This is a genomic window from Pseudomonas sp. 67(2021) (assembly GCF_017491835.1).
Lineage (GTDB): Bacteria > Pseudomonadota > Gammaproteobacteria > Pseudomonadales > Pseudomonadaceae > Aquipseudomonas > Aquipseudomonas atacamensis.
On record NZ_JAFGYL010000007.1, the window covers coordinates 193,446 to 220,120 of the forward strand.

Below are 26,675 nucleotides of genomic sequence, written 5' to 3' on the forward strand. Positions count from 1 at the left end.
ATGACGGATGTTCTCGGCAGCCTGCCGGCGAGGTTAGAATGAGCGAAATCAGGACGAGTCAATGACCCAAGACACTCTCTCGGAAGCCGAATACGATGCGATCACCGATGCCGCCGCGCACTGGTGCATGCGTCTGCACGCCGCTGACTGCACGGACGAGGAGCGTCGCGCATTTGAAGCCTGGCACGAAGCCCATCCGCTGCACGCCTTTGAATACGAAGCCATGCAGGAAATCTGGGAAGTCGCCGGAGACCTGCCTCGAACCGAACCCGAGGCGCTCGCGGCGCAGCGCAAACCCTTGCGTTCGTGGCGCAAGTTCGCGGTCATCGCCGGCGCCTGCGCTATCGGCTTGCCGCTCGCGGCCTACAGCGGCTGGAATCTGGGTTGGGTACCCAACAGTTATCAGCATTACGCCGCCACTGACAGTGTGCGTCAGATCACTCTGAGCGACGGCAGCCAGCTGGAACTCAACCTGAACACCGACCTGACTTTCAGCAATTACAAGAATGAACGTCGCGCCACTCTGAACAAGGGCGAGGCGTTTTTCAATGTCAGCCATGACGCGTCTCATCCGTTTGTGGTGCGCGCCGGCGATGGCAAGATCCGCGTGACCGGTACCCGATTCAACGTGTGGATGTATGAAGATCAGGTTCGGGTCAATCTGGTCGAAGGTTCGGTGCTGGTCAGCAGCAATCGCGATCTGCCGGGCGACGGCCTGCGTTTGAGTCCATCGATGCAGGCACGCTACCGACATGGCGATTACGCACCGCAAATCAGCCAGACCTACCCCGGCGATACCTCGCTGGCGTGGCGCAGCGGCCGACTGATACTGGACAACCTTGCGCTGCACGACGCCCTGCCTTTGATCAACCGTTACCTCGACAAGCCGTTGATGCTGGCCGACACCAGTACCGGCGCGATCCGCGTGGGCGGTGTCTACAACATCAAAGAGATGAACAACCTCGCCAACAGCCTGCCGAAAGTGCTGCCGGTCTACCTGACTCGCAACAAGGAAGGCAACCCGGTAATCAATTCGATGCCGCAACGCCCGCCGAAAAGCTGAAGGCCGCGTCCCTTGCGGGAGGCGGCCTTCGTTTGTTTCAGGCGACGACTGTTTACTGCGCTGCCACCTTCCCTGCCTGATCCTGCTTGATCGTCCGCACCTGATATTGCGGATCCGCCTGGATCTGCTGCTCAGTGAATGGCAGGACACTCCACTGTTTCTTCGAAAACGCCTCGGTCTGATCGCGTGAATATTTCGACGCCGGATCACTGGATAACGAGAACGCCAGCAGCCCTTGGGCGTGCGGGCCTTTTTCGTCGAAGCTCACCACTTGCAGATAGCTGGTGCCGCTGACCACCTCAAGTTTGCCATCCTCACGGGGCACGCTTTGCATCGCGTTGTAGATGCCCAACGTACCCGGCCCGCCATGAATCGGCGTTTGCCGCCCGCCACTGCTGACCACCTGGATATCACCCCAGCGCATGTCCGGCTTCAGGCCCATTTTGCCGGCCAGTTCGACCGACGCCAGCATCGCTTCACGCAGCGCCTTGGCCACGGCCGGTTGTTCGAGCGCCAGGCCGTGCGGAGTGTGTTGCGCATCAGCCGGATTGAATGCAACACGCCAGATATCCGGTGATTCAAGCAGCGCCTGCATGATGTTCTGGAAGTGCACCAGACCGATCCCGGAATCCAGACTGGCACGACCATCCCAGGCTTTGAGGCTGGCACAGACCGGCTTCAGCGTGGCCGCATCGCTGCCCAGATCGGCGCCGCAGAACTTCAGCAGATCGGGCATGACCTGCGCGGCCAGATAGACCTGATCGTCCATGACCATATGCTGCAGATCCTTGACCGCCAACGGGCCTTTTTTGCTCAGTTCAGCCAAACGATCAAGCGCAAATCGCGAGCGCAGGCCCAGCGGTTGTCCGTCCTGACTGATCAGCGGTGAATAGCCAGTGAGCGGTTGCGCCGGGTTGGCCAGCCACGCTGAATCGTTGGAGTGCTGAACGAAATCCTTGCGCAGCAATTGCGGTAACTGGCTGGACGCAAAAATGCCCTGCTGCGCCGCTTGCGGATCGACATCCCAGGCACAGCCGCTGTTGGCACCGTCCAGGACAATCATGCGCAGACCGAGGCGTGGGTCGCTGCACTTGGCCAGTTTTTCCGCGCTGACATTCGGCACCACCGACAGGTTCATGTACAGCGTCTGGCCCTTGTCATCCACCGCCAGAGTGTTGACCCACGGAATGCCCTGGGTCGTGTGCACCGCGTCTTGCAGATCCTTGAGACTGCCGGCCCGGTTCATCGCATACCACTGTTCGAGCACGCGATCGTTGTCGAGGTTGGCATCGCGCAAGCTGTAGGCATATTGCTTGTCCCAGTCGAGCTTGCCCGGCCATTGCACGATCGGGCCGAACTTTGAACTGTAGATATCGCGCTTCACTGGCACGACCTGCCCGTCAGCCTGCTTGACCTGCACGGTAACCGCCTGCTTGCTCAGTGGCAGCGACTTGCCATCGAGCAAATACCGGGTCGGATCCTTTGGATCGAGTTGCAGGCGATACAAGGTGAAGTGTTTCGATGAGTCGACAGTGTGGGTCCAGGCCAGATGCTGGTTGAAACCGATGTTGATCATCGGCAGACCCGGCAAAGCCGCGCCCATGACATCGAGCTTGCCGGGGATGGTCAGGTGCATCTGATAGAAACGCATGCCGCCGACCCATGGGAAATGCGGGTTGGCCAGCAACATGCCACGGCCGTTGAACGAACGCTCGCTGCCGACCGCCACGGCGTTGCTGCCGCGATCCAGGGCGAAACGTTGCTGACGGGCGTCGGCCAACTGGAACGCCTCGGTGTCGTGCTTGACCTGTGCGGTCGCTTGCGGCGGAGTGGCGCCGGCCAGAGCCTCGGCGAACTGCCCGACCCCGCCTTCCACCAACAGGCGCCGCGTCAGTTTGACCAGATCCTCGGCACTGATATCACGTACCCACTCGCCCTGGCATTGCTGCGGCAATCCCTGCTGGCGCCGTTCGGCCAGATAGCGGTTGTATCCGGCGGCATAACCCTCGACCAGGTCGCGGACCTGCGTCGGTTGCGCCTGCCAGAAGGTTTCGACCGCTTCTGGAGTATTGAGCCAGGTGAAGAACACATCACTGACGCGGTTTTCCCGTTGTTCGACAGTGAACTGCTCCGGGCCGAAGTAGCGTGAGCGCTCGCCGTTGACCGTCACAATCTCGTTGGCCAGCAAACACAGGTTGTCCTGGGCATAAGCGTAACCGATGCCGAAGCCCAGCCCGCGTTCGTTCTCGGCACGAATGTGCGGCACGCCGAAACTGGTGCGGCGAATATCGGCGCTGGTTTGTGCAGCCGGGCTCAGTGCATGGGCCGACAGGCTCAGTCCGAACAAGGTGCTGGCGAGGGCCAGCCCGGTGAGTTGCCTGGAAATAATCACGCTTGCTCCTGATCGAAAGGTCGATTGCCCCTGCGTCCACGCGCAATGAGCCTGACGAAGAAACGAAGCTGAGGAAAAAAATTTAGCGGGCAATCCTTCGGCACGAGGCCGGCATCACAAGGCCGGGACGAATTTGCGACGAAATTTCTACATCTTTTCTTTCATGATTTGTCGTGCTGAAACGTCTTGTTTAGAGAGCGCAACAAAACCTTTCCCGATCTGGCTCTGAAAAGGAGTAATCGCATGTACAACTCGCAACTACCAACGGACGGTAGCCAGACGCCACAGGGCGTTTCCATGGGTTCGCACACCGGCAATTTCACCCAGCGCGGCGAGCGTCCGGGCAACGAGCGTATTCGCGTGCTACTGAAGAGTTTCGGCCTGCGCACCAGCCTGATTCGTCTGAAAGTCATCGACGCCCTGCTGGTGGCGGCACAGAGCAATCGTCGCCTTGGCGTACGTGGCGTGCATAGCCAGTTGCTCGATCTGGACGTGCCGTTGTCCTTTCTCAGCGTGCGCGAAGTGCTGAAACGCTTGTGCGCCGAAGGCGTGATCACCTTCAATGCCGACAAGAGTTACAGCCTGCACCCGCAGGCTGCAGCGGTCCTCAACCACGAATGAGGCTCGCTTTCAGGGCTTGACCTTGCGGCGCATCACGCCATTGATCACCACCACAACCACGGCCACGCCGATCGCGACGTATTGGAAAGTTTTCTCGGTGATCATGCCGGCGTTTTGCAGCCAGGACAGGCCCAGCATGATCGCCAGTACCGACAGGGCGATCAGAATCGAATAAATCAAGCGTTGCTTCTGGGTCATTGCGGTTTCCTGAAACGTTGGAATGTATGCGTTTACAAGCCATACGCTTGCCGAATTAGGGGACGTGCCGGGGCAAACGGAGTGCCATGTTACAGCCGCGGAAGATTTTTCGCTGCATGGCCGCCCAACCCGGAAGCGCGGCCCGCCCGGTCGATTTACCGCAAACAATGCCCGCCCTGTCGCGAGCATTGTTGTTTCTGCCGCAATGGCAGCCAGGTAAACATGTTTGCGTTCCGCCCGCCCTTTAAACATGCCGTAAGTTTTTGAAATCTGCTGACGCAGCAAACGGCTAGGTCTGCTGTGCGGCTGCGCCTAGGCTCTGCGAACTTCCTACCACTCATAAAACAGGGATGTTCATGCAGAGAACACTTATCAATATCGGCCCCAGACAGGTTGCCGGTTTCTGTCTGGCGCTGACCGCTTTCGAACTGCTCACTTACATGGCCAGCGACGTGATCATGCCAGCGATGCTGGACGTCACCACCGACCTCGAAGCGGACGCGCGGCATGTACCCCATGCATTCAATCTTTATCTGTTGGGTGGCGTCTGCCTGCAATGGCTACTGGGTCCCTTGTCCGATCAATTCGGGCGCAGGCCACTGTTATTGATCGGCAGTGCGCTGTTCGGTGTGTCGTGCGCGGCAGCTTTCAGCACCGACAGCATCGAAGCGTTCAACCTGTTGCGTCTGTTGCAGGGCATGGGGCTGGGATTCGTCGTCGCCGTGAGCTACCCGGCATTGCAGGAGGTTTTTTGCGAAGCCGACGCCGTCAGGCTGATGGCGTTGCTCAGCAATGTTGCGTTGTTATCGCCGTTGCTCGGGCCGCTGCTTGGCATCCTGCTGCTGGAATGGCTGAGCTGGCGGGAAATTTTTCTGCTGCTGGGATGCACAGCAGCGCTGGTATGGCTCGGCCTGTTGCTGTGGATGCCGGAAACCGTGGGCGTCGAGCGCCGCGACGGTCATCAAACTCGCCCAGTACCCTTCTCCTGGCGCCTCACTTGTCGGCGCTACGGTGCGCTGTTGGGCAATCCGCGTTTCCTCTGTGCCAGCCTGGCGCTCGGCCTGATGAGTCTGCCGCTGATCGCCTGGATAGGCCTGGCGCCATTGCTGCTGGTGCGGGTACTGGAAATGCCGCCGCTGGAATATGGCCTGTGGCAGATACCGGTGTTCTCGGCAGTCATCGCCGGCAATCTGATTCTCGACCGCTTGCTGCAGACTCATTCGCTGACGCAATTGATTCAACTGGCGCTCTGGCCGTTCTGTCTGGGCCTTCTGTTTCTGGCCGCGTGCGCATTGCTCGGCGCGGGGCTTGGTCCGGTGGTGGCGAGTTTGTCGCTGTACGCCGTCGGGCTGGGCATGAGCAATGCGGCGGTGTATCGCCTGGCGCTGTTTTCCAGTGACGACAGCAAAGGTCTGGTGTCGGCGCTGACCGGCATGATTTCGATCGCCGTCATGGGCCTTGGCGGTTCGCTGATTGCGGCCATCGGTGGCGGCAGCCGTCTTGAATACTTCGCTCTCTGGGCCGCATTCGGCGGGCTGATGTGCCTGCCCATGGTTTACCGGCTCCTGCAAACCACCACATCTGATGTGGCCTCGCCTCAGTAAGGAACATGGATGACTCACCTACCCTATGCCGACGCGCTGTGCGCGTTGGCGCAACCCTATTGCCGGAATTCAGCCCCGCTCGATCTGTTTGATCGGGCGATGACCGAAATCAGCCGCTTTCACTGCGATCACACCCCGGGTTACGCCCATTGGCTCAACGCCCACGGACTGACGCCGCAGGACCTCGACAATCTCAGTGACTGGTCGCGTCTGCCGCCGATCTTTGCCAGTTTCTTCAAGCAACACCTTCTGCTCAGCAGCACGGGGACGAACGCCCTGGAACTGACTTCGTCGGGCACCAGCGGGCAGAAAAGCCGGATGCGTTACGACGAACGCAGCCTGGCTCGGGCGCAGTTCATGGTTGCGCAGATCTTTCGCCATTACGCCTGGGACACTCCCGATAGTCCGTGCAACTACCTGCTGTTGAGCTACGAACCCGAAGGACGCATCACCTTGGGCACCTCGTTTACCGACCAGTTTCTCTGTCGGTTTGCCCCGGTCAATCGCGTGGTTTACGCCTTGCGCAACACCGGTAGCGGCCATCAGTTCGACGTATTCGGCGTGATCGCCGCATTGCAGTCATTCGCTGAAGAAGGTTTGCCGGTACGGATTTTCGGCTTCCCGGCGTTTCTCTGGCAGACCCTGCAACGCATGCAGGCTACCGCTGTGCAGGATGTGCAATTGCCCGCCGGTTCGCTGGCTTTTTTTGGCGGTGGCTGGAAAACCCAGGCTGCGCAGGAAATTCCCAAACCACAGTTTTACGCCCATATCCATCGGCAACTGGGCATCGAACCGGCCCGCTGCCGCGATGGTTACGGTGCTGTCGAACACGCGGTGCCTTACATCGAATGCGCCCGTCACCGCTTTCATGTGCCGGTGTATTCGCGGGTGCTGATTCGCGATCCGGTGGATTTTTCCCTGTTGCCCTATGGCCAACAAGGCCTGCTCGGCTTCGTCTCGCCTTACATCTCATCGAGCCCGGCCCACGCCGTGGTCATGAGCGACCTTGCCACACTGCACCCGGGCGCAAGTTGCGGCTGTGGATTGACCAGCGACTGGTTCGAACTGCACGGCCGCGCCAGCACCACAGCGGGCAGAAGCTGCGCAATGGCCGCCGCCGAATTATTGGGAAGTCACTGATATGTATTTGATCAATGGACAACTGCACCACGCTTATAGCCTTGACCAAGCATTGCAAGACCTGCAACAGGCGTTGCCGCAACACTTGGCGAGGGCACTCGACAGCCGCACAGTCATCGAAGCAGTCGCTGGATTTGCCCGGCAGCTGCATGACGCGCACACGGATCTGCGCCTCGACAACGAGCAGCGGCAGGCCCTGATCGATTTCTGCCAACCCGAAGCGCTAGCCTACAAACGCCAGCGTGAGTTGGGCGCCGAAGCCGATTGCCTGCGTCGTTTCGATTATCGCCAGCCACGCTTCGAAGCCTGGCGTCCACTCGGGCTGGTGGTGCACATCACTCCGGCCAACGCGCCGCTGCTGGCCTTTTGCGCGGTGGTGGAAAGTCTGCTCGCCGGCAACGTCAACTGGTTGCGCCCCAGCCGCAGCGATCAAGGCCTGACGGCGCGACTGTTGCGCGCGTTGGTCGACTGCGATGCAAGCGGACAACTGGCCGGACATGTGGCGGTGATTCCAGCGAGCACCGAGCAGATCGGCAAGCTGTGCAAACCCGCCAACGGCGTTGCAGCGTGGGGTGGCGAAGCGGCCCTGCAAGCGATTCGGCAACAGTTGGTGCCGGGTTGTCGCTGGATCGATTGGGGGCACCGCATCAGCTTCGTCTATCTCACCCCGGAATCGTCTACGCCGGAGGCGCTTGATGCCGTCGCCGACGAAGTCTGCCGACTGGATCAGCAGGCCTGCTCCAGCCCGCAATGGCTGCTGGTGGACAGCGATGATCCGCAGGTTCTGCGCGATATCGGTGAACGCCTGGCGCAGGCCCTGCAACGACGCGCCGCACAGTGGCCGGCACTGGTACCGACAATCCAGGAAGCTGCCCAAATTACCACGCACACGCAGATGGCCCGCCTCGGTCAGAGTTTTGCCGGGCACACCGGGCAAGTGTGGAGCGGCCCGGGCTGGCGGGTGATATGGAGCCATGATCGGCAACTCGCGCCTTCACCGCTGTTTCGCAGCGTACTGCTGCACCCGCTGCCGCAAGCGCTGCTGACCGCCACCCTGCTGCCGTGGCGCAACGTCCTGCAAAGCTGTGCGCTGGTGTGTGCGCAATCGCGCATTGCCGAGCTTACCCATGCGTTGATCGCCGCCGGGGTCACGCGTATCGCATCGATCGGCAGCATTCACGACGGTTACGCAGGCGAACCCCATGACGGCGTCTATGCGCTGCAACGTTTGAGTCGGCGGGTATCGGTGAGTCTGGCGGCCACGCAGCTGCCGAATCAGGCCAGTCTCGATTCACCGCCACTCGCGGCGAAGTCGTGCGCTGCGATCATGAACAAAGAGGCGTTCGTCGCCCAGCCCATCAACGATCAGGCGCAGCTGTATTTCCGCTCTGGAGGCAGCAGCGGCACCCCTGCTCTGGCCGGCTACAGCTATCGCGATTTCGATCGGCAGATGCGCGCAACCGCTGATGGGCTGTTCGCCGCTGGTCTTGATCCGGCGCGGGATCGGGTCATGAACCTGTTCTTCTGTGGCGGGCTGTACGGCGGTTTTCTAAGTTTCAGCAAAGCGCTGGAATTGCTCGAGGTGACGCACCTGCCCATGGCCGCCCCTATCGATGACGACTACCGGGAGATTGCCCAACTGATCATCGACCAACGGGTCAACGTGCTGGTGGGAATGCCCGCCACACTGCATCGCCTGTTTTTGAATGAGCAGCAGCGGCTGCGCGCTTATGGCGGGGTTGAAAAGGTCTTTCTCGGTGGCGAGCACCTGAGCGAGCAGAACCGTGCATTGCTGCGCAGTTGTGGCGTCTCGAGCATTCGCTCGGCGATCTACGGCAGCGTCGATGCCGGTCCGCTTGGGCATGCCTGCGAGGATTCGGCGGATGGGATTTTCCATCTGATGAGTCAAATCCAGCAGTTGGAGATTGTCGCGTTCGATGCGGATGTGGCGGTGGCCGATGATCAGGTGGGCCGGCTGGTGGTGACCTCGCTCGCCCGCGAGGGTGGCCAGCGCGTGCAGCGTTATGAGATTGGCGACACCGGGCGCTGGCTGCCGGGCGTCTGCGCCTGCGGGCTGACGTCGCCACGCTTCGAGCTGTTGCAACGCCACGGCAAGCTGTTGCGCATCGGCACTGACTTCATCTCCCTGAGCGAATTGGCGTCGCGGCTGCAAGTGCCGTTTCAGTTGCAGCTGGACCACAGCGCCGAGGGCGTCGAGCGCATGCAACTGCACTGTGAACTTGCGGCCGACATCGCTAAACACCGTCTCACCGATTACCTGACCCTGATGACCGTAGTCGACAGCGGACTGCTGGTGCTGCAGATCGAACAATGCCCGCCCGAGCACTTCGTTCAAAACAAACACAGCGGCAAGACGCCGCTGGTCATTGACTCCCGCCGCTGACGCTTGCCGTGAGCTGGCTCATTCGAATCAAGAAGAACACACCGTGAAAACAACCGACCCGATTAGCGAATTGACGGGTTTTGCCCGCAAGCATTCGCCCTACTACAGGAACAGCCTCGCCGATATTCCCGAGGCAATAAGCTCGCTGCGCGAACTGCCACTACTTGATCCGGCAGACTTCTGGAAAGACAGCGCGGATCTGGCGCAATGGCCGGTTCTGACTGCCCCGATTGCCCACGCCCTGGTCTTCAAGACCGGTGGCTCAACCGGCGGCGGCAGGCTCTCCGTATATGCCCGAACGGAATGGCAACGCACAGTGGAAGCTTTCGGCCGCAGTCTGAGCGAGCAATTCAGCTCCGGCGACCGTGTCGCCAATCTGTTCTTCGCTGGCGACCTCTACGCCAGTTTCCTGTTTATCCACGATTCACTGGCCCATGTGGAAACGCCTATCACCGAGTTTCCGTTTACCGGCGAAGTCGACCCGCCAATGCTGGCCGAAGCCATCGTGCAACACCGGATCAACGTGTTGGCTGGCGTGCCTGCGCAATTATTGACCTTCGCCAGTTGGCTCCAACACCGCGGCCTTGCGCTGCCCTTGGTTGATACCGTGCTTTATGGCGGGGAGAGTCTGTTTGCCTCACAACGCCAGCTCCTTGAGCAAGTGCTGCCCAACGCGCGCATTGCCTCGATCGGCTACGCCAGTGTCGATGGCGGATTTATCGGTGCTAGTCATCGTGACTGCATCGAAGGAGAACATCGCACACCTGACGGCCACGTACTGCTGGAGATTGTCGATCAGCACAGCGGCGCAACGATCGAGGCCTGCGATCAAACCGGTCTGCTCGTATTGACCAATCTGCATCGCCGCTTGATGCCGCTGATCCGCTATCACGTCGGAGATCTCGCGTGCTGGCGAGAGCCGTCGGGCACTGCGCAACGCAAATTCGCCCTGCGCGGGCGCAGCGGCAGCAGCCAGCGTGTGCGGGTCGGCATTCTGTCGCTGATGACCGATGAAATCAGCGAAAGCGTACGGAGCATCACTGGCAGCAACGATTGGCAGTTATTGATCGAACACGACGACGGCAGGGATCTATTGACGGTGAAATACGTAGTCAACGAAGGATCGACCCGCATCGAGGACAGACTCGAGGCCCGCTTGATCGAACTGTATCCGCAGATACCACAACTGCGAGGCGCCGGGTTATTGCAGCTGCGTATACAGAGCTGCCGCTTCGAGGACCTTGCGCGCCATCCTCGCGCAGGGAAAAGCCTGCGGATCGTCGATTTACGCTGCTACGACCGACATGACAGGGAGGTGCGTGATGCAAGCGTTGATCCTGCGCAATTACCGTGACACCGACGCCACGGCAGTCAGCCAGCTGTTTCGCGAGGTCTATGGCGATCATTACGTGCAAAGCGACGTCTACCTGCCCTGCCTGATCAATCAGAACCACGCAGCCAAGCGCTGGCACTCACTGGTTGCGGTCGAGGGTGAACGGATTCTTGGCCATGCCACTTTGTATCGGCAGAGCGAAAGCTCGCACGATGCCGAACTGGCCTTGAGCGTCGTACATCCCGATACCCGCGGCAAGAACATTGCCACGCGCCTGGGCGCGCAACTGCTGACTCATGCACAAGCGTTGGGTTGTCGCAGCGTTTCGATCAAACAGGTCACCCACCACTCCTATACCCAACGCATGGCTATCGGTCTCGGTTTTCATAACACCGGACTGTTGCCGGACTATGTCCGCTCACCCTTTGGCGGCAAAACACCGGAGTCGATCGTCTTGGGTGTCCGCGCCATAGACGGCTATCAGCGCCCGCTGCCGGAGCAGCCGTGGCCAACCCGCTACCGTGCGTTCATGGAGCGTATGACGGCGGCGTTTGGCTGTTCTCCCAGTGCAGCATGCTGGCGCGGGCCCTCGGTTCAGGTTCAACAACACGGCGATCGCCATGAAATGCTCGTGAAAAAACTCGAACCGGAACTGCTCGATCAGCTGAGAACGTTGCCCGGGCATTGGTTGATTTCGATTCGTTTGCAGCTGTCCCGACAGTTTGCCGTGGATCTGCACAGTCTTAACGCCATCGGTTTTGCTTTCACCGGTCTGGCGCCTGCGCAAGACAATCGAGGAGGCTGGCTGACGTTGTTTCATCGCGGCTACCGCACGCGCAAGCTGACATTGCATTGCCCGCACATGCAGCAGTTACACGACCAGGCACAACGTCAACTCACTGGGCGAGCCATGGCTGCGGTGTAATCAGCCCGAGCCCGCACACGGATGAGCGGGCTTCATCGGCAGAAGTCAGGCCTTTGCCTTCAGGCCTTTGTCGGACGGAACTGCCGCATTGCCTTCGCCATAGGTCTTGAGATTCTGCAGGACGTAAATGGCTTTCTTGAATTCGGGAATCAGGCTCTTGCCGTAGTAATTGCCATTGAGACTGTTGGTCTGGATGGCATCGAGCTGCGTGGCGAAATACTCCAGCGCGTTGAACTTCGCCTCCGGGTCTTTCTGCACGCCGAAGCGGTCGAATTTGTCGCCGGCATTGAGCAAGGTGATCGAGGTGATCTCGGAAATCAGGCCGCGCCCGCGCAGGAATTCGCTGAGGTTGCCCAACTGCTTTACGGAGACGTTGGCTGGATCAAAGCCCTTGATCTGCTTGCGCAAACCCTGTTTGTCCATCTCCGCGACGTTAAGCGCATTCGGATCGTTGCCGACCAGGGTCAGCATCTGCTGCACCTTGACGCTCTGCGAAACCTGTTTCTTCGCCCCGGTATCACGGACCATTACGCCCGCCTTGCTTTCCCAGGCGCCGGTATAGCCGATCGTCATGCGAGGATTCCTTGTGCAATGAGCATGAAATGTCCTTGTTCCAACCAATTGAATGGGCGCGAGTATCGGCCGATGCGCCTGATCGCACCAAGTCATTTGTGCGCTTTTTTACAAATCTCGTACATTCATGACACCGAGCTTAAGGCCCGCAAACATTGCTTCAGAGCCGTCATCAGGATGTAACAACTGTGGCGATTGCTGGAGATGTACCAATCCCGATACCAACCGGTCATCGCCCTGAGTTCTTTCGGCGCGCAAGTACCTAAAGCTTCCGCCCGTAACGACGATACGCTGTGATACCCGCCCTGTTTTATTCCTGCCCTCCAACAAAAACGCCGCTCAAGGATCAGTTCCATGCCCGCACTGCGCACTATTCAGGCTCGCTACACGCTGTTTCTGATTCTGTTCATCCTGTTGTTGTCCGTGCTCACCGTGGTCGGCATCAGCCAACTGGTCGCACCGACCCTGCGCGATACCGAAGAGAAGGTCGTGCTCAACCGCATCGCCGAAGTCGCCGTGCAGATTCAGGGCGAACTGAACAAGGTGCAGGCGCAGCAACGCAGCATCACCCAGACCATCCCCCTGCTCGACAGCGCCGCCATCGACGTGGTGCTGCCAGGGCTGGTGGATCAGTACGGCGAACTGAAAGTCTTTGGCGGCGGTATCTGGCCGTTGCCGGGCCAGCGCGAAGCCGGGCGCAACAAGTTCAGCACCTTCTGGCACCGGGATGCCTCGGGTCAGCTCAAGGTCAATACGTTCTGGAACAGCGACGCCGCACCGAACTACTACGACCAGAGCTGGCACAAGGGCGGCATGGCCACCCCGCGCGGTCAGTGCGCGTGGGCCGCTGCCTATAAGGACGACGCCAGTGCCGAGCCGCGCACCAACTGCGCCATGGCGATCTACAAGAACGGCAGTGCCTGGGGCGTTTCGACCATCGACGTGACCCTGGGCTTCTTCAACGACCTGGTGGCGCGCAAGGAAAAAGACCTCAACGCCGAAATGCTCATCGTCGAGGCTGACGGCAAGATCATCAGTAACAGCTCGCGCATCAGCGGCCCGATCGTGTTGAAGAACATCAGCGAACTGGCGGCCAGCTCGACCTTCATCAATCAGATCAAGACCGGCCTGCAGAACCGCGATAAAGCGCAACGCGTCGAGTTCGACAACAACGGTGAAGACGCCACATTCTTCATGCGCCCTATCGAGGGCACACCGTGGTTCCTCGCCACCGCCCTGCCGACCAAAATGCTCACCGCCCAGCGTGACGATGTGCTCAACAGTCTCAGCCTGATCCAGATACCGCTGGTGATCCTGCTGGTGCTGTTGCAGGTTTACGCGATTCGCAAACTGGTACAGCGCATGAAGGCTCTGAAAGCCAACATCGATTCACTGTCCAGCGGTGACGCCGACCTGACCCGCCGCATCACCATTCGCGCTGAGGACGAACTGGGCGCCATCGGCCATTCGGTCAACACCTTCATCGTCTATTTGCAGAACATGATCGGCGAAGTCACCCAGGCCACCGGTGCCATGGCGTCCAGCCTCGACAATCTGCAACGCACTTCGGCGCACACCAGCCAGATTCTGCTGCGTCACGCCTCGGAAACCGACCAGACCGTCACTGCCATTACCGAAATGAGCTCGACCGCTGAAAGCGTGGCGCAGAATGCCGCTGAAACCGCTGCGTTCACCCAGCGCGCCAATGAAAATGCCGATCGCTCGCGCGTCGTGGTGGGTGAAGCAACCAACAGCGTGGTCGCGCTGATCGACGAAGTGGCCAGCGCTACACACAAAGTTGAAAACATGCAGCAGGACGCCCAGCGCATTACCGAAATCCTCGGTGTTATCGGTGCGATTGCCGGGCAGACCAACCTGCTCGCCCTCAACGCCGCGATCGAGGCGGCGCGTGCCGGTGAACAGGGTCGTGGCTTTGCGGTGGTGGCGGATGAAGTCCGCGCCCTTGCCGCCCGCACTCAGGCCAGCACTTCGGAAATCAACGAAATGTTGACTCGTCTGACCCAAGGCGTCAGTTCCTCGGTCAGCGCCATGGAAAACACCCAGGCCAGTTGCCAGTCCGCCGCTGACGCCACCGCCCGAGTCAACTCGGGGCTGGACGAAATGGCCGGCTCGGTCAGCCACATCAACAGCCTCAGCACGCAGATCGCTACCGCCGCCGAACAGCAAAGCGCAGTGACTGAAGAGATCAACCGCAGCATGGTGCAGATTCGCCACATGGTCGATGAACTGGTGCAGAGCGGCCAGGCCAGCGAGCTGAATACCCGCCAGTTGCTCGAAGCCAACAGCCGCGTGAGCGCGATCATGGGGCGGTTCAAGGTCAGTTAAGCCAACCGCGATCACGGGGATTTTGGCCTTTACGCCATTCCCCTGTGGGAGCGAGCCTGCTCGCGAAAGCGATTTTTCAGTCACTGTATCTGCGGCTGGTCAACCGCATTCGCGAGCAGGCTCGCTCCCACATTGGTTCGGGTGTTTTGTAGCAACTGGAAACACTCAGTTGATATAGGAGCGGGAAAACAGGTCAAAATGCGTTCTTGCTGACCTTCACCGAGTCGAGAGCCCATTCCCATGCGAAGCCAACTGCGTCTGCTCGCCCTGAGCGCCCTGTTCATCTCCTCCCTGGCGCAAGCCGCCGAACTGATCCCGATCGAAGTGCACCGCGATGCCAATTGCGGCTGCTGCAAAAAGTGGATCAGCCATCTCGAAGCCAATGGCTTCAAAGTCGAAGATCACGTCGAAAGCGACATGAGCAGCTTTAAACAGCAACACGGCGTACCACCGCGTCTGGCGTCCTGCCACACGGCGATCATCAATGGCAAATTCGTTGAAGGTCACGTGCCGGCCGATCAGGTGCTTGCGTTGAGCAAGCGTGACGATCTGCTGGGTGTGGCTGCACCGGGCATGCCAATGGGCTCGCCGGGCATGGAAATGGACGGCATGAGCGATGCGTACCAAGTGATCGGCCTGAAGAAGGACGGCGCTGACGTGGTAGTGGCGGACTACCCGGCCCGTTGATGGGGGCAGCCTACTTCGGCCTGTTCTTTGCTGCGTTTGGCGCGGCGACATTGTTGCCGTTGCAGTCCGAGGCGCTGCTGGTCGGCCTGATCGTCAGCGAGCGTTACTGGCTGTGGGGTTTGCTCGCGGTGGCGACGCTGGGCAACGTGCTCGGTTCGCTAGTCAACTGGTGGCTGGGCCGCGGCATCGAGCGCTTTCAGGATCGACGCTGGTTCCCGGTCGGTCCGCGGCATATGGCCAAGGCGCGCAAGCACTACGAGCGCTATGGGCATTGGTCGCTGCTGCTCAGTTGGCTACCGGTGATCGGCGATCCGCTGACCTTGATAGCAGGCGTCATGCGCGAACCGCTCGGGCGCTTTCTGTTGATCGTCACCCTGGCCAAAGGCGCGCGCTATGGCGTGCTGGCCTTGCTGACCCTGGGCTGGCTCGGTTGAACCAACCCTTCCTGTGATTGCCTTTGTTTAACGTCGGCGTAATCCCGACCTTCCAGAGTCGGCCAATTTTCAAGGAGTTTGTGCTTATGTCCGTCACGCTTTCCCGCTGGCTGCCCGGCCTCGTCCTCAGCGCTGCCCTGCCATTAATGGCGCACGCAGCCACTGAAACCGCCTCCGCCGAAGGGCCTGCCTATGGCCCGGAGCTGCAAGGCTTCCAATATCCCTACACGCTTAAACACTTCGCCTTCGAATCCCAGGGTCAGAAGCTGCAAATGGGTTACATGGACGTCGCCGCCAATGGCAAGGCCAACGGCCGCACCGTGGTGCTGATGCACGGCAAGAATTTCTGCGCGGCGACCTGGGACAGTTCGATCAAGGCCTTGAGCGATGCCGGCTACCGCGTGATTGCGCCGGACCAGATCGGCTTCTGCACCTCCAGCAAACCCGAGCACTATCAGTACAGCTTCCAGCAACTGGCGACCAACACCCAGCAATTGCTCAAGGCGTTGGGCATTCAGAAAGCCACTGTGCTCGGTCACTCCACCGGCGGCATGCTCGCCACCCGTTATGCGCTGCTGTTCCCGGAGCAGGTCGATCAATTGGCGATGGTCAACCCGATCGGTCTGGAAGACTGGAAAGCCCTCGGCGTTCCGTATCGCACCGTCGATCAGTGGTATCAGCGTGAGTTGAAGGTCACGGCCAAGGGCATTCGCGACTATGAGCGCACCACCTATTACGATGGCCGCTGGAAGCCCGAATTCGATCGCTGGGTCGACATGCTCGCCGGTCTGAGCAAAGGTCCGGGCAAGACCCAGGTCGCGTGGAACTCGGCGCTGATCTACGACATGATCTTCACCCAGCCGGTCTACTACGAGTTCAAGGACCTGAAGATGCCGACCCTGCTGCTGATCGGCACCTCCGACACCACCGCCATCGGCAAGGACCTCGCACCGCCGGAAGTCAAAGCGAAAATCGGCCACTACGAGGTGCTTGGCAAACAGGTCGCCAAGTTGATTCCGCAGTCGACGCTGATTGAATTCCCGGGCATGGGTCATGCGCCGCAAATGGAAGAACCGGAAAAATTCCATCAGGCGCTGCTCGGCTGGCTGGGCAAGACTCCTTCCGCTCCTTGATGAGGCAAGCCGATGACGGTGCAGATTGCAGTGATCGATGACTGGCAGGACGTGGCCCGCGACGTGGTCGACTGGTCCGTGCTGGAGAGCATCGGTGAAGTGACGTTTGTGCATGATTACCCGGCCGACAACGCGACACTGGCCGAGCGCCTCGGCCAGTACGAGGTGATCTGCGTCATGCGCGAACGCACGCGTTTCGACGCCGATTTGCTCGGGCGCTTGCCCAATCTGAAGTTGCTGGTCACCGGCGGCATGCGCAATGCCGCGCTGGACATGCCGGCCGCTGCAGCGCTGGGCATCAAGGTCTGCGGCACCGACAGTTACAAACACGCCGCGCCGGAACTGACCTGGGCGCTGATCATGGCGGCCACCCGTGATCTGGTGAAGGAAGCCAATGCCTTGCGCGCCGGCCAGTGGCAACAGGGCCTCGGCGGCGATCTGCACGGCAAGACCCTGGGAATCCTGGGTTTGGGCAGCATCGGCCAGCGGGTCGCGCAGTTCGGCCAGGTGTTCGGCATGCGGGTGATTGCCTGGAGCGAGAACCTCACCGCCGAACGCGCCGAACAGGCCGGCGTGACGTATGTCAGCAAGCAGCAATTGTTCGAGCAGGCCGACGTGCTGTCGGTGCATCTGGTGCTCAGCGAACGCAGTCGCGGTCTGGTTGATGCCCAGGCGCTGGAGTGGATGAAACCGAGCGCGCTGCTGGTCAACACTGCTCGCGGGCCGATCGTCGATGAAGCGGCGTTGATCAAGGCGCTACAGAAACGGCGCATTGCCGGGGCGGCGCTGGACGTGTTCGAGCAAGAGCCTTTGCCGGCCCTGCACCCGTTTCGCACGCTGGACAATGTCCTGGCTACCCCCCATGTGGGCTATGTCAGTCGGCAGAATTACGAACAGTTCTTCCGGCAGATGATCGAGGATATTCAGGGTTGGGCAGCTGGGGAGCCGGTGCGTCTGTTGAATTGATTCCATCACTTTAAAGTTGAGTTGCTGCAACAGGCCTCTTCGCGAGCAGTCTCGCTCCCACAGGTTGTACGCGTTCCAATGTGGGAGCGAGCCTGCTCGCGAAGAAGTCACCTCGGACGACACTTTGAAACAGCCTCGCACCACAACGGTGCAACCCGCCCATCCCCTAGCACAAAATCGTGACTGCCCAGTCACCGTTTTGGCCCACTCCGACCGAAAAACATGCCCTTCGTCGGAGCGTTTCCCCTCCTGAACCCTCGCTTACATCCCGACACAACCGATTGTCGAACAATTTACCCATTTGCCCCAACCCGCTCTAGGATCTGGCCTAGACTCATTTTTCAGTGGCCAAACCACTCGGTCATACCGACGAAAAAAAGTCGAAACTTTTGCTTCACGCCACAGGTCATCAGAACAACTGGGCGAAAGCGACTGGTGTAATCCTTGCAACGGCCTCACCACCCATTCTGCTTGCGCGTGTTGGGTCAGCATTTGCTCACCGATGCGTGGCGCCTTTGCGCCCGGCCACAGGACTTGGCCACGAAACAGCTTGTTCGAGACAAGAATCAGATCACACACGGGAGATACATATGATCAGTGCGGCATTGGATATTCAGGGAGAGCGTGCTCACCAGTCGCTTGGAGAATCGAGCACCATCAGTGTTCCCGGCAGCCGACAGATCAACGTACCCGGCAACAAGACGCTTGCTCCGGTAGCAAGCCAGAATCCCAACAAGAAAAAAGTGTTGTTCGTGACTTCGGAAATCGCCGATCTGGTCAAGACCGGCGGCCTCGGTGACGTCTCCGCCGCCCTGCCCCGGGCCATGGCCCATCTGCATGATGTGCGGGTGCTGATCCCCGGTTATCCGCAGGTGGTGCACAGCGAAAACCCGATTCACATTATCGGCGAGCTGGGTGGCCACGCTGCGCTGCCACCTTGCAAGATCGGACGCATGGACATGCCCGATGGCCTGGTGATCTACGTGTTGATCTGCCCTGAACTCTACGAGCGTGAAGGTGGCCCTTACGGCGCCAACAACGGTCGCGATTGGCCGGACAACCATATCCGCTTCGCCCGTCTCGGCCTGGCCGCTGCCGACATCGCCGCCAACCTTGCGCAAATCCACTGGCGCCCGGATCTGGTGCACGCCCATGACTGGCCGGCTGGCCTCGCGCCCGCTTACATGCACTGGCGCGGGCAGCGCACGCCAACCCTGTTCACCATTCACAACCTTGCCTACCAGGGCGTGACCAGCCTCGGTTCCTGCCCGGAGCTGGGGATTCCCACCCATGCCCTGCAACAGGAAGGCATGGAGTTCTACGGCAAGATGTCGTTCCTCAAGGCCGGCATGGCCTATTCGAGCCACATCACCACGGTCAGCGCGACGTATGCGCAAGAAATCACCACCCCGGACTTCGGCTGTGGCCTCGACGGATTCCTTGCCGCCAAGACCCAGCAAGGCCTGCTCAGCGGCATCCCGAACGGCATCGACGAGAGCTGGGATTCGGCGACCGACCCGCACCTGTTCGCCCCGTTCGCCATCGGCGACTGGGAAGGCAAAGCGGTCAACGCCGCCCACGTCCGTGAGCTGTTCGGCCTGAATGACTCTACCGGCCCACTGTTCGCCGTGGTTTCGCGCCTGGTCTATCAGAAAGGTCTCGACCTCACCGAAGCGGTGTCCGAGTTCATCGTGCAGAACGGTGGCCAGATCGCAATCATTGGTCGCGGCGAGCCGGAAGAAGAGCAAGCCATGCGCGAATTGGCTCTGCGCTTCCCAGGCCAGATCGGCGTGCGCATCGGCTTCAACGAGACCGATGCCCGACGCATGTTCGCCGGCAGCGATTTCCTGCTGATGCCGTCGCGTTACGAACCATGCGGTCTGAGCCAGATGTACGCCCAGCGTTTCGGCTCGCTGCCGGTCGCGCGCAACACCGGCGGTCTGGCCGACACCATTGAAAACGGCGTCACCGGTTTCCTCTTCGATGAGTCCACCGTTGATAGCTACAAGGAAGCCCTGAGCCGCGCGTTCAAGGTCTTCGCCTTCCCGGAACTGCTCAACGCCATGCGTTGCCGTGCCATGGCTGCACCGTTCAACTGGAGCAAGGCAGTTGAACCGTACGCCGAACTATATGAACAACTGGTCGCCAAGGCGTTGGGTAAAGCCAGCCACAAATAACCAGGGAGTTGCAGAAAATGCCGTCAAGGACCCAAGAAACCTGGCCCCACGGCGCGATCATGCTGGATGCCGAGCACACGCAATTTGCGTTGTGGGCGCCTGACGCGTTCTACGTCAGTGTGGAACTGGAAGATGGAAAATCGTTGCCCATGCTGCCTCAGGGCGACGGTTGGTTTGTAATCAAGGCCAATTGCCCGGCGGGCAGTCGCTACCGTTACTGCATCGATGGCGAACTGGAGGTGCCGGACCCGGCCTCCAGGGCGCAGGATGGTGACCTCGACCGCCACAGCGTGGTGGTCGACCCACATGCCTATCAATGGCGGCACACGACCTGGAATGGTCGGCCGTGGAGCGAAGCGGTGATTTACGAGCTGCACGTCGGTGCGCTCGGTGGATTTGCCGAAGTCGAACAGCATCTGGCGCGCTTGGTGGCGCTGGGCATTACCGCCATCGAACTGATGCCGCTGGCGCAATTCCCCGGTGATCGCAACTGGGGCTACGACGGAGTGCTGCCCTATGCACCGCAAGCCTCCTACGGCACACCGGAACAACTCAAACACCTGATCGACACCGCCCACGGCCATGGCCTGGCGGTGATTCTCGACGTCGTCTACAACCACTTCGGTCCCGACGGCAACTATCTGCATCGTTACGCCAAAGGCTTTTTCCGCGAGGACAAACACACGCCCTGGGGCGCGGCGATCGACTTCCGTCGCCCGGAAGTGCGCGAGTTCTTCATTGAAAACGCGCTGATGTGGCTGCTCGAATACCGTTTCGACGGTTTGCGTCTGGATGCGGTGCACGCGATTGAAGATCCCGACTTTCTCAGCGATCTGGCCCGGCGCATTCGCCAGCAGATCGACCCGACCCGGCACGTCTGGCTGACCGTCGAGAACGAGCTGAACCAGTCGAGTCTGCTGGAAAACGATTACGACGCGCAGTGGAACGACGACGGTCATAACGCGTTGCACGTGCTGCTGACCGGCGAAACCGACGCCTATTACGCTGACTATGCCGCGCAGCCCACCGAGCAACTGGTGCGCTGCCTGAGCCAGGGCTTCGTGTTCCAGGGCCACATCACTCGCCATGGCGAACCTCGCGGCGAGCCGAGCGAACATCTGCCCTCCACTGCTTTCGTGCTGTTCCTGCAGAACCATGACCAGATCGGCAACCGTGCCTTTGGCGAACGCCTGCATCAGCTCGCCGACCCGCGTGCGGTACAAGCGGCGACGGTGTTGTTGCTGCTGTCGCCGATGATTCCGCTGATGTTCATGGGCGACGAGTTTGCCGCCGAGCAACCGTTCCTGTTTTTCACCAGTCACCACGGTGAACTGGCGGAACTGGTGCGGGAAGGTCGGCGCAACGAGTTCGCCGCATTCAGTGCCTTTACCGATCCGCACAAGCGCGAGCAGATCCCCGATCCGAATGCCGAAGAAACCTTCCGCGCCTCACACCCACGACTGGTTGGCAGTGGCACGCCGTTACAACAGGAGACGCAAGAGCTCTACCGGCAACTGTTGAAATTGCGTCACCAGTACATCATTCCCAACCTCTCCGGGACTCAGGCTCTGGGCGCGCAGATGCTCGGCCATGGCGCGGTCAGCGCACGCTGGCGACTGGGCAACGGCAGTGAGCTGCGAATTGACCTGAACCTCAGTGACACGCCAGTGGTCAACCCTGCACAGACTGATACCGAATGGTTGTTTCAACAGCCACCCGCAGTCGAACTGTCGGACCCGAACCAACTGCCGGCGTACACCGCGCTCGTCAGCCTCACGGCCGCACCCGTTATGCACCCCCTGGATGGAGAGCGCCTATGAGCGATGCGCAACTGGAAATACTAGCCAGTCGAGCCGGCCTTGCCGTCGACTGGATCGACGCCAACGGGCGTCAGCAAAAAGTCGCTCCTGCTGTGTTGCGCAATGTCCTGATCGGACTCGGCCACCCCGCCAGTACGGCGCAAGAAATCGATGCCAGCCTGCTGGAATTGCAAGAAGTCCAGCAAGACCGCCATTTGCCACCCCTGCTGACCTGCGACGTGGGCGTTGCCCTCGACCTGAGCCGCTATTTCTCACCGGAAACCCCCTGCGAAATCCATCTTGAAGACGGCTCGCAGATGAACCTGAAGCTGGACAACGAAGCCATGTTGCCCGGCTTGATTCCGGTCGGTTATCAGCAAGTGCATATCGCCGATCAGTATTTCACGCTCGCCGTGGCGCCTGAACGCTGCTTCAGCGTCGCCGATGCGGTCGATAGCCCGATCCCGCGAGCCTGGGGTCTGAGCGCCCAGTTGTATTCGCTGCGCCGTCCGGGTGACGGTGGTTTTGGCGATACCCAGGCACTGGAGGAACTGGTTCGTGTAGCGGGTGAACGCGGCGCCGATGCGCTGGCGATCAGTCCGATGCACGCGATGTTCAGCGCCGACAATGGCCGCTACAGCCCTTATTCGCCGTCCAGCCGCTTGTTTCTCAATTCACTGTATGCCGCGCCGGGGAGCATTCTTGGCGAACGCGCGTTGCGTGATGCAATTGATGCCAGTGGCCTGGCCGCGCAGTTCGAGCAGCTGGAAAATCTCAAGCTGATCGACTGGCCGACCGCTGCCGAAGCAAAGCAGAAGCTGCTGCAAGCCTTGTATGAAGGTTTCGTCGCTGGTGAGCATCCGCTGCACGCCGACTTCGCCAGTTTTCGTCACGCCGGTGGCGAAGCGCTGGAGAACCATTGCCGCTTTGAAGCGATTCAGGAAATGCGCGCCGCCCGTGGCGAAAGCCTCGACTGGCGCGAATGGCCGGAGCACTGGCACGACCCGCGCGGCGCAGCGCTCGGCGCGTTTGCCGAGGAATATGCCGAGCGCATCGGTTATTTCGCCTTCTGCCAATGGCTGATCCATCGCTGCCTCGAACGAGCGCAAACTGCTGCGCGCAGTGCTGGCATGGGGATCGGTCTGATCGCCGACCTCGCCGTCGGTGCTGACGGTGCTGGCAGTCAGGCCTGGAGTTTCCAGGACGAATTGCTCGCCTCGCTGACCGTAGGCGCACCGCCGGACATCCTCAATCGCAGCGGCCAGGGCTGGGGCATTTCCGCGTTCTCGCCGGAAGGGCTGATCCGCAATGGTTTCCGCGCCTTCATCGACATGCTGCGCGCCAACTTCGCCCACGCCGGTGGCTTGCGTATCGACCATGTCATGGGCCTGCAACGCCTGTGGGTGATTCCCAACGGCGCCGCTCCGGCCGATGGCGCCTATCTGTATTACCCGTTCGACGACATGTTGCGCCTGCTGACCCTGGAATCCCATCGGCATCAGGCTATTGTGCTCGGTGAAGACCTCGGCACGGTACCGGAAGGCCTGCGGGAAAAACTCGCCGCGCGTTCGATTCTGGGCATGCGCGTATTGTTGTTCGAACAGGACAACACCCGCTTCAAACCGATTCTCGACTGGCCGGATGATGCCCTGGCGACCACCAGCACCCATGACCTGCCGACGCTCAACGGTTGGTGGCATGGCCGCGATATCGACTGGAACGCACGCCTCGGGCTGGTCGATGCCAATGGCGAAATCGACTGGCGTCGGCATCGCGAGCGTGAACGCGAAGGCCTGCGCGATGCACTGCGCCAGGATCCGCAGAATTTCCGCGAAGAGTCCCACGAAGCCGATCAAGTGGTCGATGCCAGTGTGCGTTTCCTCGGCCACACCCGCGCGCCGCTGGTCCTGCTGCCGCTGGAAGATGCCTTGGGTATCGATGAACAGCCGAATCTGCCTGGCACCACCGATTCACATCCGAACTGGTCGCGACGTTTGCCCGGTCCCAGCGAAGCGTTGCTGGACGGCCCCGATGCCGCCCGCCGCCTGGAACTGCTGGCCTGCGCGCGCCTTCAAGCCTCTGAGCGTGACCAATGAATCAACAGCAAATCCAGCCACTGCGCGCCACCTTGCGCCTGCAATTTCATAAAGGTTTTACCCTCGAACAAGCGGTGCCACTGGTGCCGTACTTTGCCCGCCTCGGCATCAGCCATATCTATGCCTCGCCATTGCTGGCGGCGCGCGCCGGTTCCATGCATGGCTACGACGTGGTCGACCCGACCCAGGTCAATCCGGAACTGGGCGGCGAGCCGGCGTTGCGCCAACTGGTCAGCACCCTGCGTGAACACAACATGGGCCTGATCCTCGATATCGTTTCCAACCACATGGCCGTGGGCGGCAATGACAACCCGTGGTGGCTCGACTTGCTGGAATGGGGACGCCTGAGTCCGTTCGGCGAATTCTTCGACATTCAGTGGCACTCGCCGGACCCGTTGATGGAAGGCCAGTTGCTGCTGCCGTTCCTTGGCAGTGATTACGGCGTGGCGTTGCAGGAAGGTACGCTGAAGCTGAAATTCAACGCGCAGACCGGGACTTTTTACGTTGAGCACTACGACCACCACTTCCCGATCTGCCCAAACAATTACGGCGAACTGCTCAAGTCAGACGACACACTGAAGTCCTTGGCCGATCGCTTCAGTACGCTCAGTTACCAGACCGACGCACATTCGCTGGCGATGCCGCTCAAGCAGGAGCTGCGCGAGCTGGCCAGCGATCCGCGTGTTCTGGCGACTATCGAAGGCAACCTCGCACAGTACGATTCCACCACCGAGGAAGGCTTTCACAAGCTCCACGAACTGCTGGAACGGCAGAGTTATCGCCTGGCCAGTTGGCGCACGGCGGCGGACGACATCAACTGGCGGCGCTTCTTCGACATCAACGAGCTTGGCGGCCTGCGCGTCGAGCGTCCGGCGGTGTTCGAAGCGACCCACGGCAAAATTTTCCAATTGGTCGAAGAAGGTCTGGTCGACGGCTTGCGCATCGACCACATCGACGGCCTCGCCGACCCGCGTGGCTACTGCCGCAAATTGCGCCGTCGCCTTGATCACTTGGCGCCGGGACGTCACCTGCCGATCTATGTCGAGAAGATCCTCGGCGAGGGCGAAACCCTGCGCCGCGACTGGAGCGTCGACGGCACCACCGGCTACGAGTTCATGAACCAGCTGTCGTTGCTGCAACACGACCCGGACGGCGAACACGTGCTCGGCGAGCTCTGGCAGCGCCGCACCGAGCGCCCGGCTGCGTTCATGGAAGAAGCGCAACTGGCCCGTCAGCAGATCCTCAACGGCTCGCTGGCCAGCGACTTTGAAAGTGTCGCGCAAGCCCTGCATCAAGTTGCGCGTGATGACCTGATGACCCGCGACCTGACCTTGGGCGCGATTCGCCGCGTGCTGCATGCGCTGATCGTGCACTTCCCGGTTTATCGCACTTACATCAGCGCCATGGGCCGGTCCGAGCAGGACGAAGCGATTTTCCAGCACGCCATGGACGGTGCGCGGCAAACCCTCAGCGAAGCCGACTGGCCAGTGCTCGACTCGGTCGCCAGCTGGCTCGGCGGCACGCCTTGGCGCCGCAAGCCACGGGGGCGCTCGCGCAAGATCCTCAAGCATGCCTGCGTGCGTTTCCAGCAACTGACTTCGCCGGCAGCTGCCAAAGCCGTGGAAGACACCGCGCTGTATCGTTCGGCGGTGCTGCTGTCGCGCAATGATGTCGGTTACAACACCGAGCAGTTCAGCGCGCCGGTCAGCGAGTTCCACGAAGTCAATCAACAGCGCATGGCCGAGTTTCCTGACAACCTGCTGGCGACTGCCACCCATGACCATAAGCGCGGCGAAGACACCCGCGCCCGGTTGGCCGTACTCAGCGAGCGCAGCCATTGGTACGCCGATCAGGTCGAACTGTGGCGCGCCCTCGCCCGCCCGGTGCGCATCGAAGATGACGCGCCTTCCGCTGGCGACGAACTCATCCTCTATCAGGCATTGCTCGGCAGTTGGCCGCTGGACCTGCAGGACGATGACCAGGCCGGTTTCGCCGATTACGCCAAGCGCATCTGGCAGTGGCAACAGAAAGCCCTGCGCGAAGCCAAGCTGCAAAGCAGCTGGAGCGCGCCGAACGAAGCGTATGAAAACGCGGCCCAGGCTTTCACTGAGAAGCTGCTGACCGGTGAAGAAGGCGAGTTGCTGCGTGCGGCGCTGAGCAAGACCGTCAACAGCATCGCCGCTGCCGGCGCGCTCAACGGGCTGGCGCAAACCTTGCTGCGCATGACCGTGCCGGGTGTGCCGGATCTGTACCAGGGCAACGAGTACTGGGATTTCAGTCTGGTGGACCCGGACAACCGTCGGCCGGTGGATTACGGCGCCCGCGAGCAAGCGTTGCAGGCATCTGTGCCGGGTACCGAACTGCTCAAGGACTGGCGTGACGGGCGCATCAAACAGGCGCTGATCAGTGAGGTGTTGAACCTGCGCAAGGAACACAGCGAGCTGTTCCGTCGTGGCGATTACCAGCCATTGGAAGTACTGGGCAGTCAGGCGCACAACGTCTTGGCATTCGCGCGTGAACACGAAGGCGTGCGGGCCATCGTGGTAGTGCCGGTGCGTTGCGCGACGTTGCTGGAAAACAGTGCCATGCCGCAGGTCGATGCGCTGCGCTGGGGCGATACGCGGGTGGTTTTACCGTCTGCCGCTTCGGATGCAAACCTGAAGGGACTTTTTGCAAGCAGCGTAGTCACACAAAACAGGGAGCTGAATGTCAGCGAAGCGCTGGGGGATGTCCCGGTCAATCTCTTTATCCAACACTTAACACAAGCATGAGTTCAGTTCAGGA

The 26,675-nt window shown here is 60.6% G+C and carries 19 protein-coding genes; 16 read left to right on the top strand and 3 right to left on the bottom strand.

What is annotated here, in order from left to right:
- Positions 1–61 precede the first annotated feature (61 nt).
- Positions 62–1,063 (top strand): FecR family protein, encoded by a 1,002-nt coding sequence (locus J5M66_RS12150; protein WP_024012894.1) that lies wholly within the window; start codon positions 62–64, stop codon positions 1,061–1,063.
- A gap of 52 nt (positions 1,064–1,115) precedes the next feature.
- Here the strand turns inward: J5M66_RS12150 and J5M66_RS12155 are convergent, their stop codons facing one another.
- Positions 1,116–3,455, bottom strand: coding sequence for an acylase (locus J5M66_RS12155; RefSeq protein WP_207809126.1), 2,340 nt, complete (start codon positions 3,453–3,455; stop codon positions 1,116–1,118).
- A gap of 243 nt (positions 3,456–3,698) precedes the next feature.
- Between J5M66_RS12155 and J5M66_RS12160 the strand changes: the two genes are divergently transcribed.
- Positions 3,699–4,076: a fe2+ zn2+ uptake regulation protein gene (locus J5M66_RS12160; RefSeq protein WP_024012892.1), complete on the top strand. Its 378-nt coding sequence runs from the start codon at positions 3,699–3,701 to the stop codon at positions 4,074–4,076.
- Positions 4,077–4,085: 9 nt separating this feature from the next.
- Here the strand turns inward: J5M66_RS12160 and J5M66_RS12165 are convergent, their stop codons facing one another.
- Positions 4,086–4,274: a hypothetical protein gene (locus J5M66_RS12165; RefSeq protein WP_016770563.1), complete on the bottom strand. Its 189-nt coding sequence runs from the start codon at positions 4,272–4,274 to the stop codon at positions 4,086–4,088.
- A gap of 356 nt (positions 4,275–4,630) precedes the next feature.
- Here J5M66_RS12165 and J5M66_RS12170 point away from each other — a divergent pair, with 356 nt between their 5' ends.
- Genes J5M66_RS12170 through J5M66_RS12190 form a run of 5 tightly spaced genes read left to right on the top strand, consistent with a single transcriptional unit; the run spans position 4,631 to position 11,680 of the window.
- A complete protein-coding gene (locus tag J5M66_RS12170; RefSeq protein ID WP_207809128.1) occupies positions 4,631–5,878 on the top strand; it encodes an MFS transporter in 1,248 nt (415 codons plus the stop codon).
- A 9-nt stretch (positions 5,879–5,887) separates the two neighbouring features.
- On the top strand, positions 5,888–7,018 hold the full coding sequence (locus tag J5M66_RS12175) for an acyl-protein synthase (protein ID WP_207809131.1): 1,131 nt from the start codon (positions 5,888–5,890) through the stop codon (positions 7,016–7,018).
- Position 7,019: 1 nt separating this feature from the next.
- On the top strand, positions 7,020–9,422 hold the full coding sequence (locus J5M66_RS12180) for an aldehyde dehydrogenase family protein (RefSeq protein WP_207809132.1): 2,403 nt from the start codon (positions 7,020–7,022) through the stop codon (positions 9,420–9,422).
- A gap of 43 nt (positions 9,423–9,465) precedes the next feature.
- Positions 9,466–10,776, top strand: a complete 1,311-nt coding sequence (locus J5M66_RS12185; protein WP_207809135.1) for a phenylacetate--CoA ligase family protein — start codon at positions 9,466–9,468, stop codon at positions 10,774–10,776.
- The gene (locus J5M66_RS12190; protein ID WP_207809137.1) at positions 10,745–11,680 is read left to right on the top strand and encodes a GNAT family N-acetyltransferase; all 936 of its coding nucleotides are present in this window, start codon (positions 10,745–10,747) and stop codon (positions 11,678–11,680) included. The genes J5M66_RS12185 and J5M66_RS12190 overlap by 32 nt, the downstream gene beginning before the upstream one ends.
- Positions 11,681–11,725: 45 nt before the next feature.
- Here the strand turns inward: J5M66_RS12190 and J5M66_RS12195 are convergent, their stop codons facing one another.
- On the bottom strand, positions 11,726–12,253 hold the full coding sequence (locus J5M66_RS12195) for a hypothetical protein (protein WP_024012886.1): 528 nt from the start codon (positions 12,251–12,253) through the stop codon (positions 11,726–11,728).
- A gap of 354 nt (positions 12,254–12,607) precedes the next feature.
- On the opposite strand from J5M66_RS12195, the gene J5M66_RS12200 reads away from it, so the two are divergent.
- From J5M66_RS12200 to J5M66_RS12240, 9 genes are all read left to right on the top strand, one after another.
- Positions 12,608–14,599 carry a methyl-accepting chemotaxis protein gene (locus tag J5M66_RS12200; RefSeq protein ID WP_122612245.1) on the top strand — a complete coding sequence of 664 codons (1,992 nt, stop codon included), beginning with the start codon at positions 12,608–12,610 and terminating at the stop codon, positions 14,597–14,599.
- A 240-nt stretch (positions 14,600–14,839) separates the two neighbouring features.
- Positions 14,840–15,286 carry a DUF411 domain-containing protein gene (locus J5M66_RS12205; RefSeq protein WP_041480975.1) on the top strand — a complete coding sequence of 149 codons (447 nt, stop codon included), beginning with the start codon at positions 14,840–14,842 and terminating at the stop codon, positions 15,284–15,286.
- Positions 15,286–15,720 carry a YqaA family protein gene (locus tag J5M66_RS12210; protein ID WP_207809140.1) on the top strand — a complete coding sequence of 145 codons (435 nt, stop codon included), beginning with the start codon at positions 15,286–15,288 and terminating at the stop codon, positions 15,718–15,720. Before J5M66_RS12205 ends, J5M66_RS12210 begins: the two co-directional genes overlap by 1 nt.
- 86 nt (positions 15,721–15,806) lie before the next feature.
- Positions 15,807–16,853: an alpha/beta hydrolase gene (locus J5M66_RS12215; RefSeq protein ID WP_122746324.1), complete on the top strand. Its 1,047-nt coding sequence runs from the start codon at positions 15,807–15,809 to the stop codon at positions 16,851–16,853.
- Positions 16,854–16,865: 12 nt separating this feature from the next.
- Positions 16,866–17,819, top strand: coding sequence for a D-2-hydroxyacid dehydrogenase family protein (locus J5M66_RS12220; RefSeq protein WP_123442540.1), 954 nt, complete (start codon positions 16,866–16,868; stop codon positions 17,817–17,819).
- Positions 17,820–18,409: 590 nt separating this feature from the next.
- Positions 18,410–19,996 carry a glycogen synthase GlgA gene (gene glgA / locus J5M66_RS12225; RefSeq protein WP_122746326.1) on the top strand — a complete coding sequence of 529 codons (1,587 nt, stop codon included), beginning with the start codon at positions 18,410–18,412 and terminating at the stop codon, positions 19,994–19,996.
- A 17-nt stretch (positions 19,997–20,013) separates the two neighbouring features.
- On the top strand, positions 20,014–21,816 hold the full coding sequence (treZ, locus tag J5M66_RS12230) for a malto-oligosyltrehalose trehalohydrolase (protein WP_207809142.1): 1,803 nt from the start codon (positions 20,014–20,016) through the stop codon (positions 21,814–21,816).
- Positions 21,813–23,891: a 4-alpha-glucanotransferase gene (gene malQ / locus J5M66_RS12235; protein ID WP_123442542.1), complete on the top strand. Its 2,079-nt coding sequence runs from the start codon at positions 21,813–21,815 to the stop codon at positions 23,889–23,891. The genes treZ and malQ overlap by 4 nt, the downstream gene beginning before the upstream one ends.
- Positions 23,888–26,662: a malto-oligosyltrehalose synthase gene (locus J5M66_RS12240; protein WP_207809144.1), complete on the top strand. Its 2,775-nt coding sequence runs from the start codon at positions 23,888–23,890 to the stop codon at positions 26,660–26,662. Before malQ ends, J5M66_RS12240 begins: the two co-directional genes overlap by 4 nt.
- Positions 26,663–26,675: the final 13 nt, after the last annotated feature.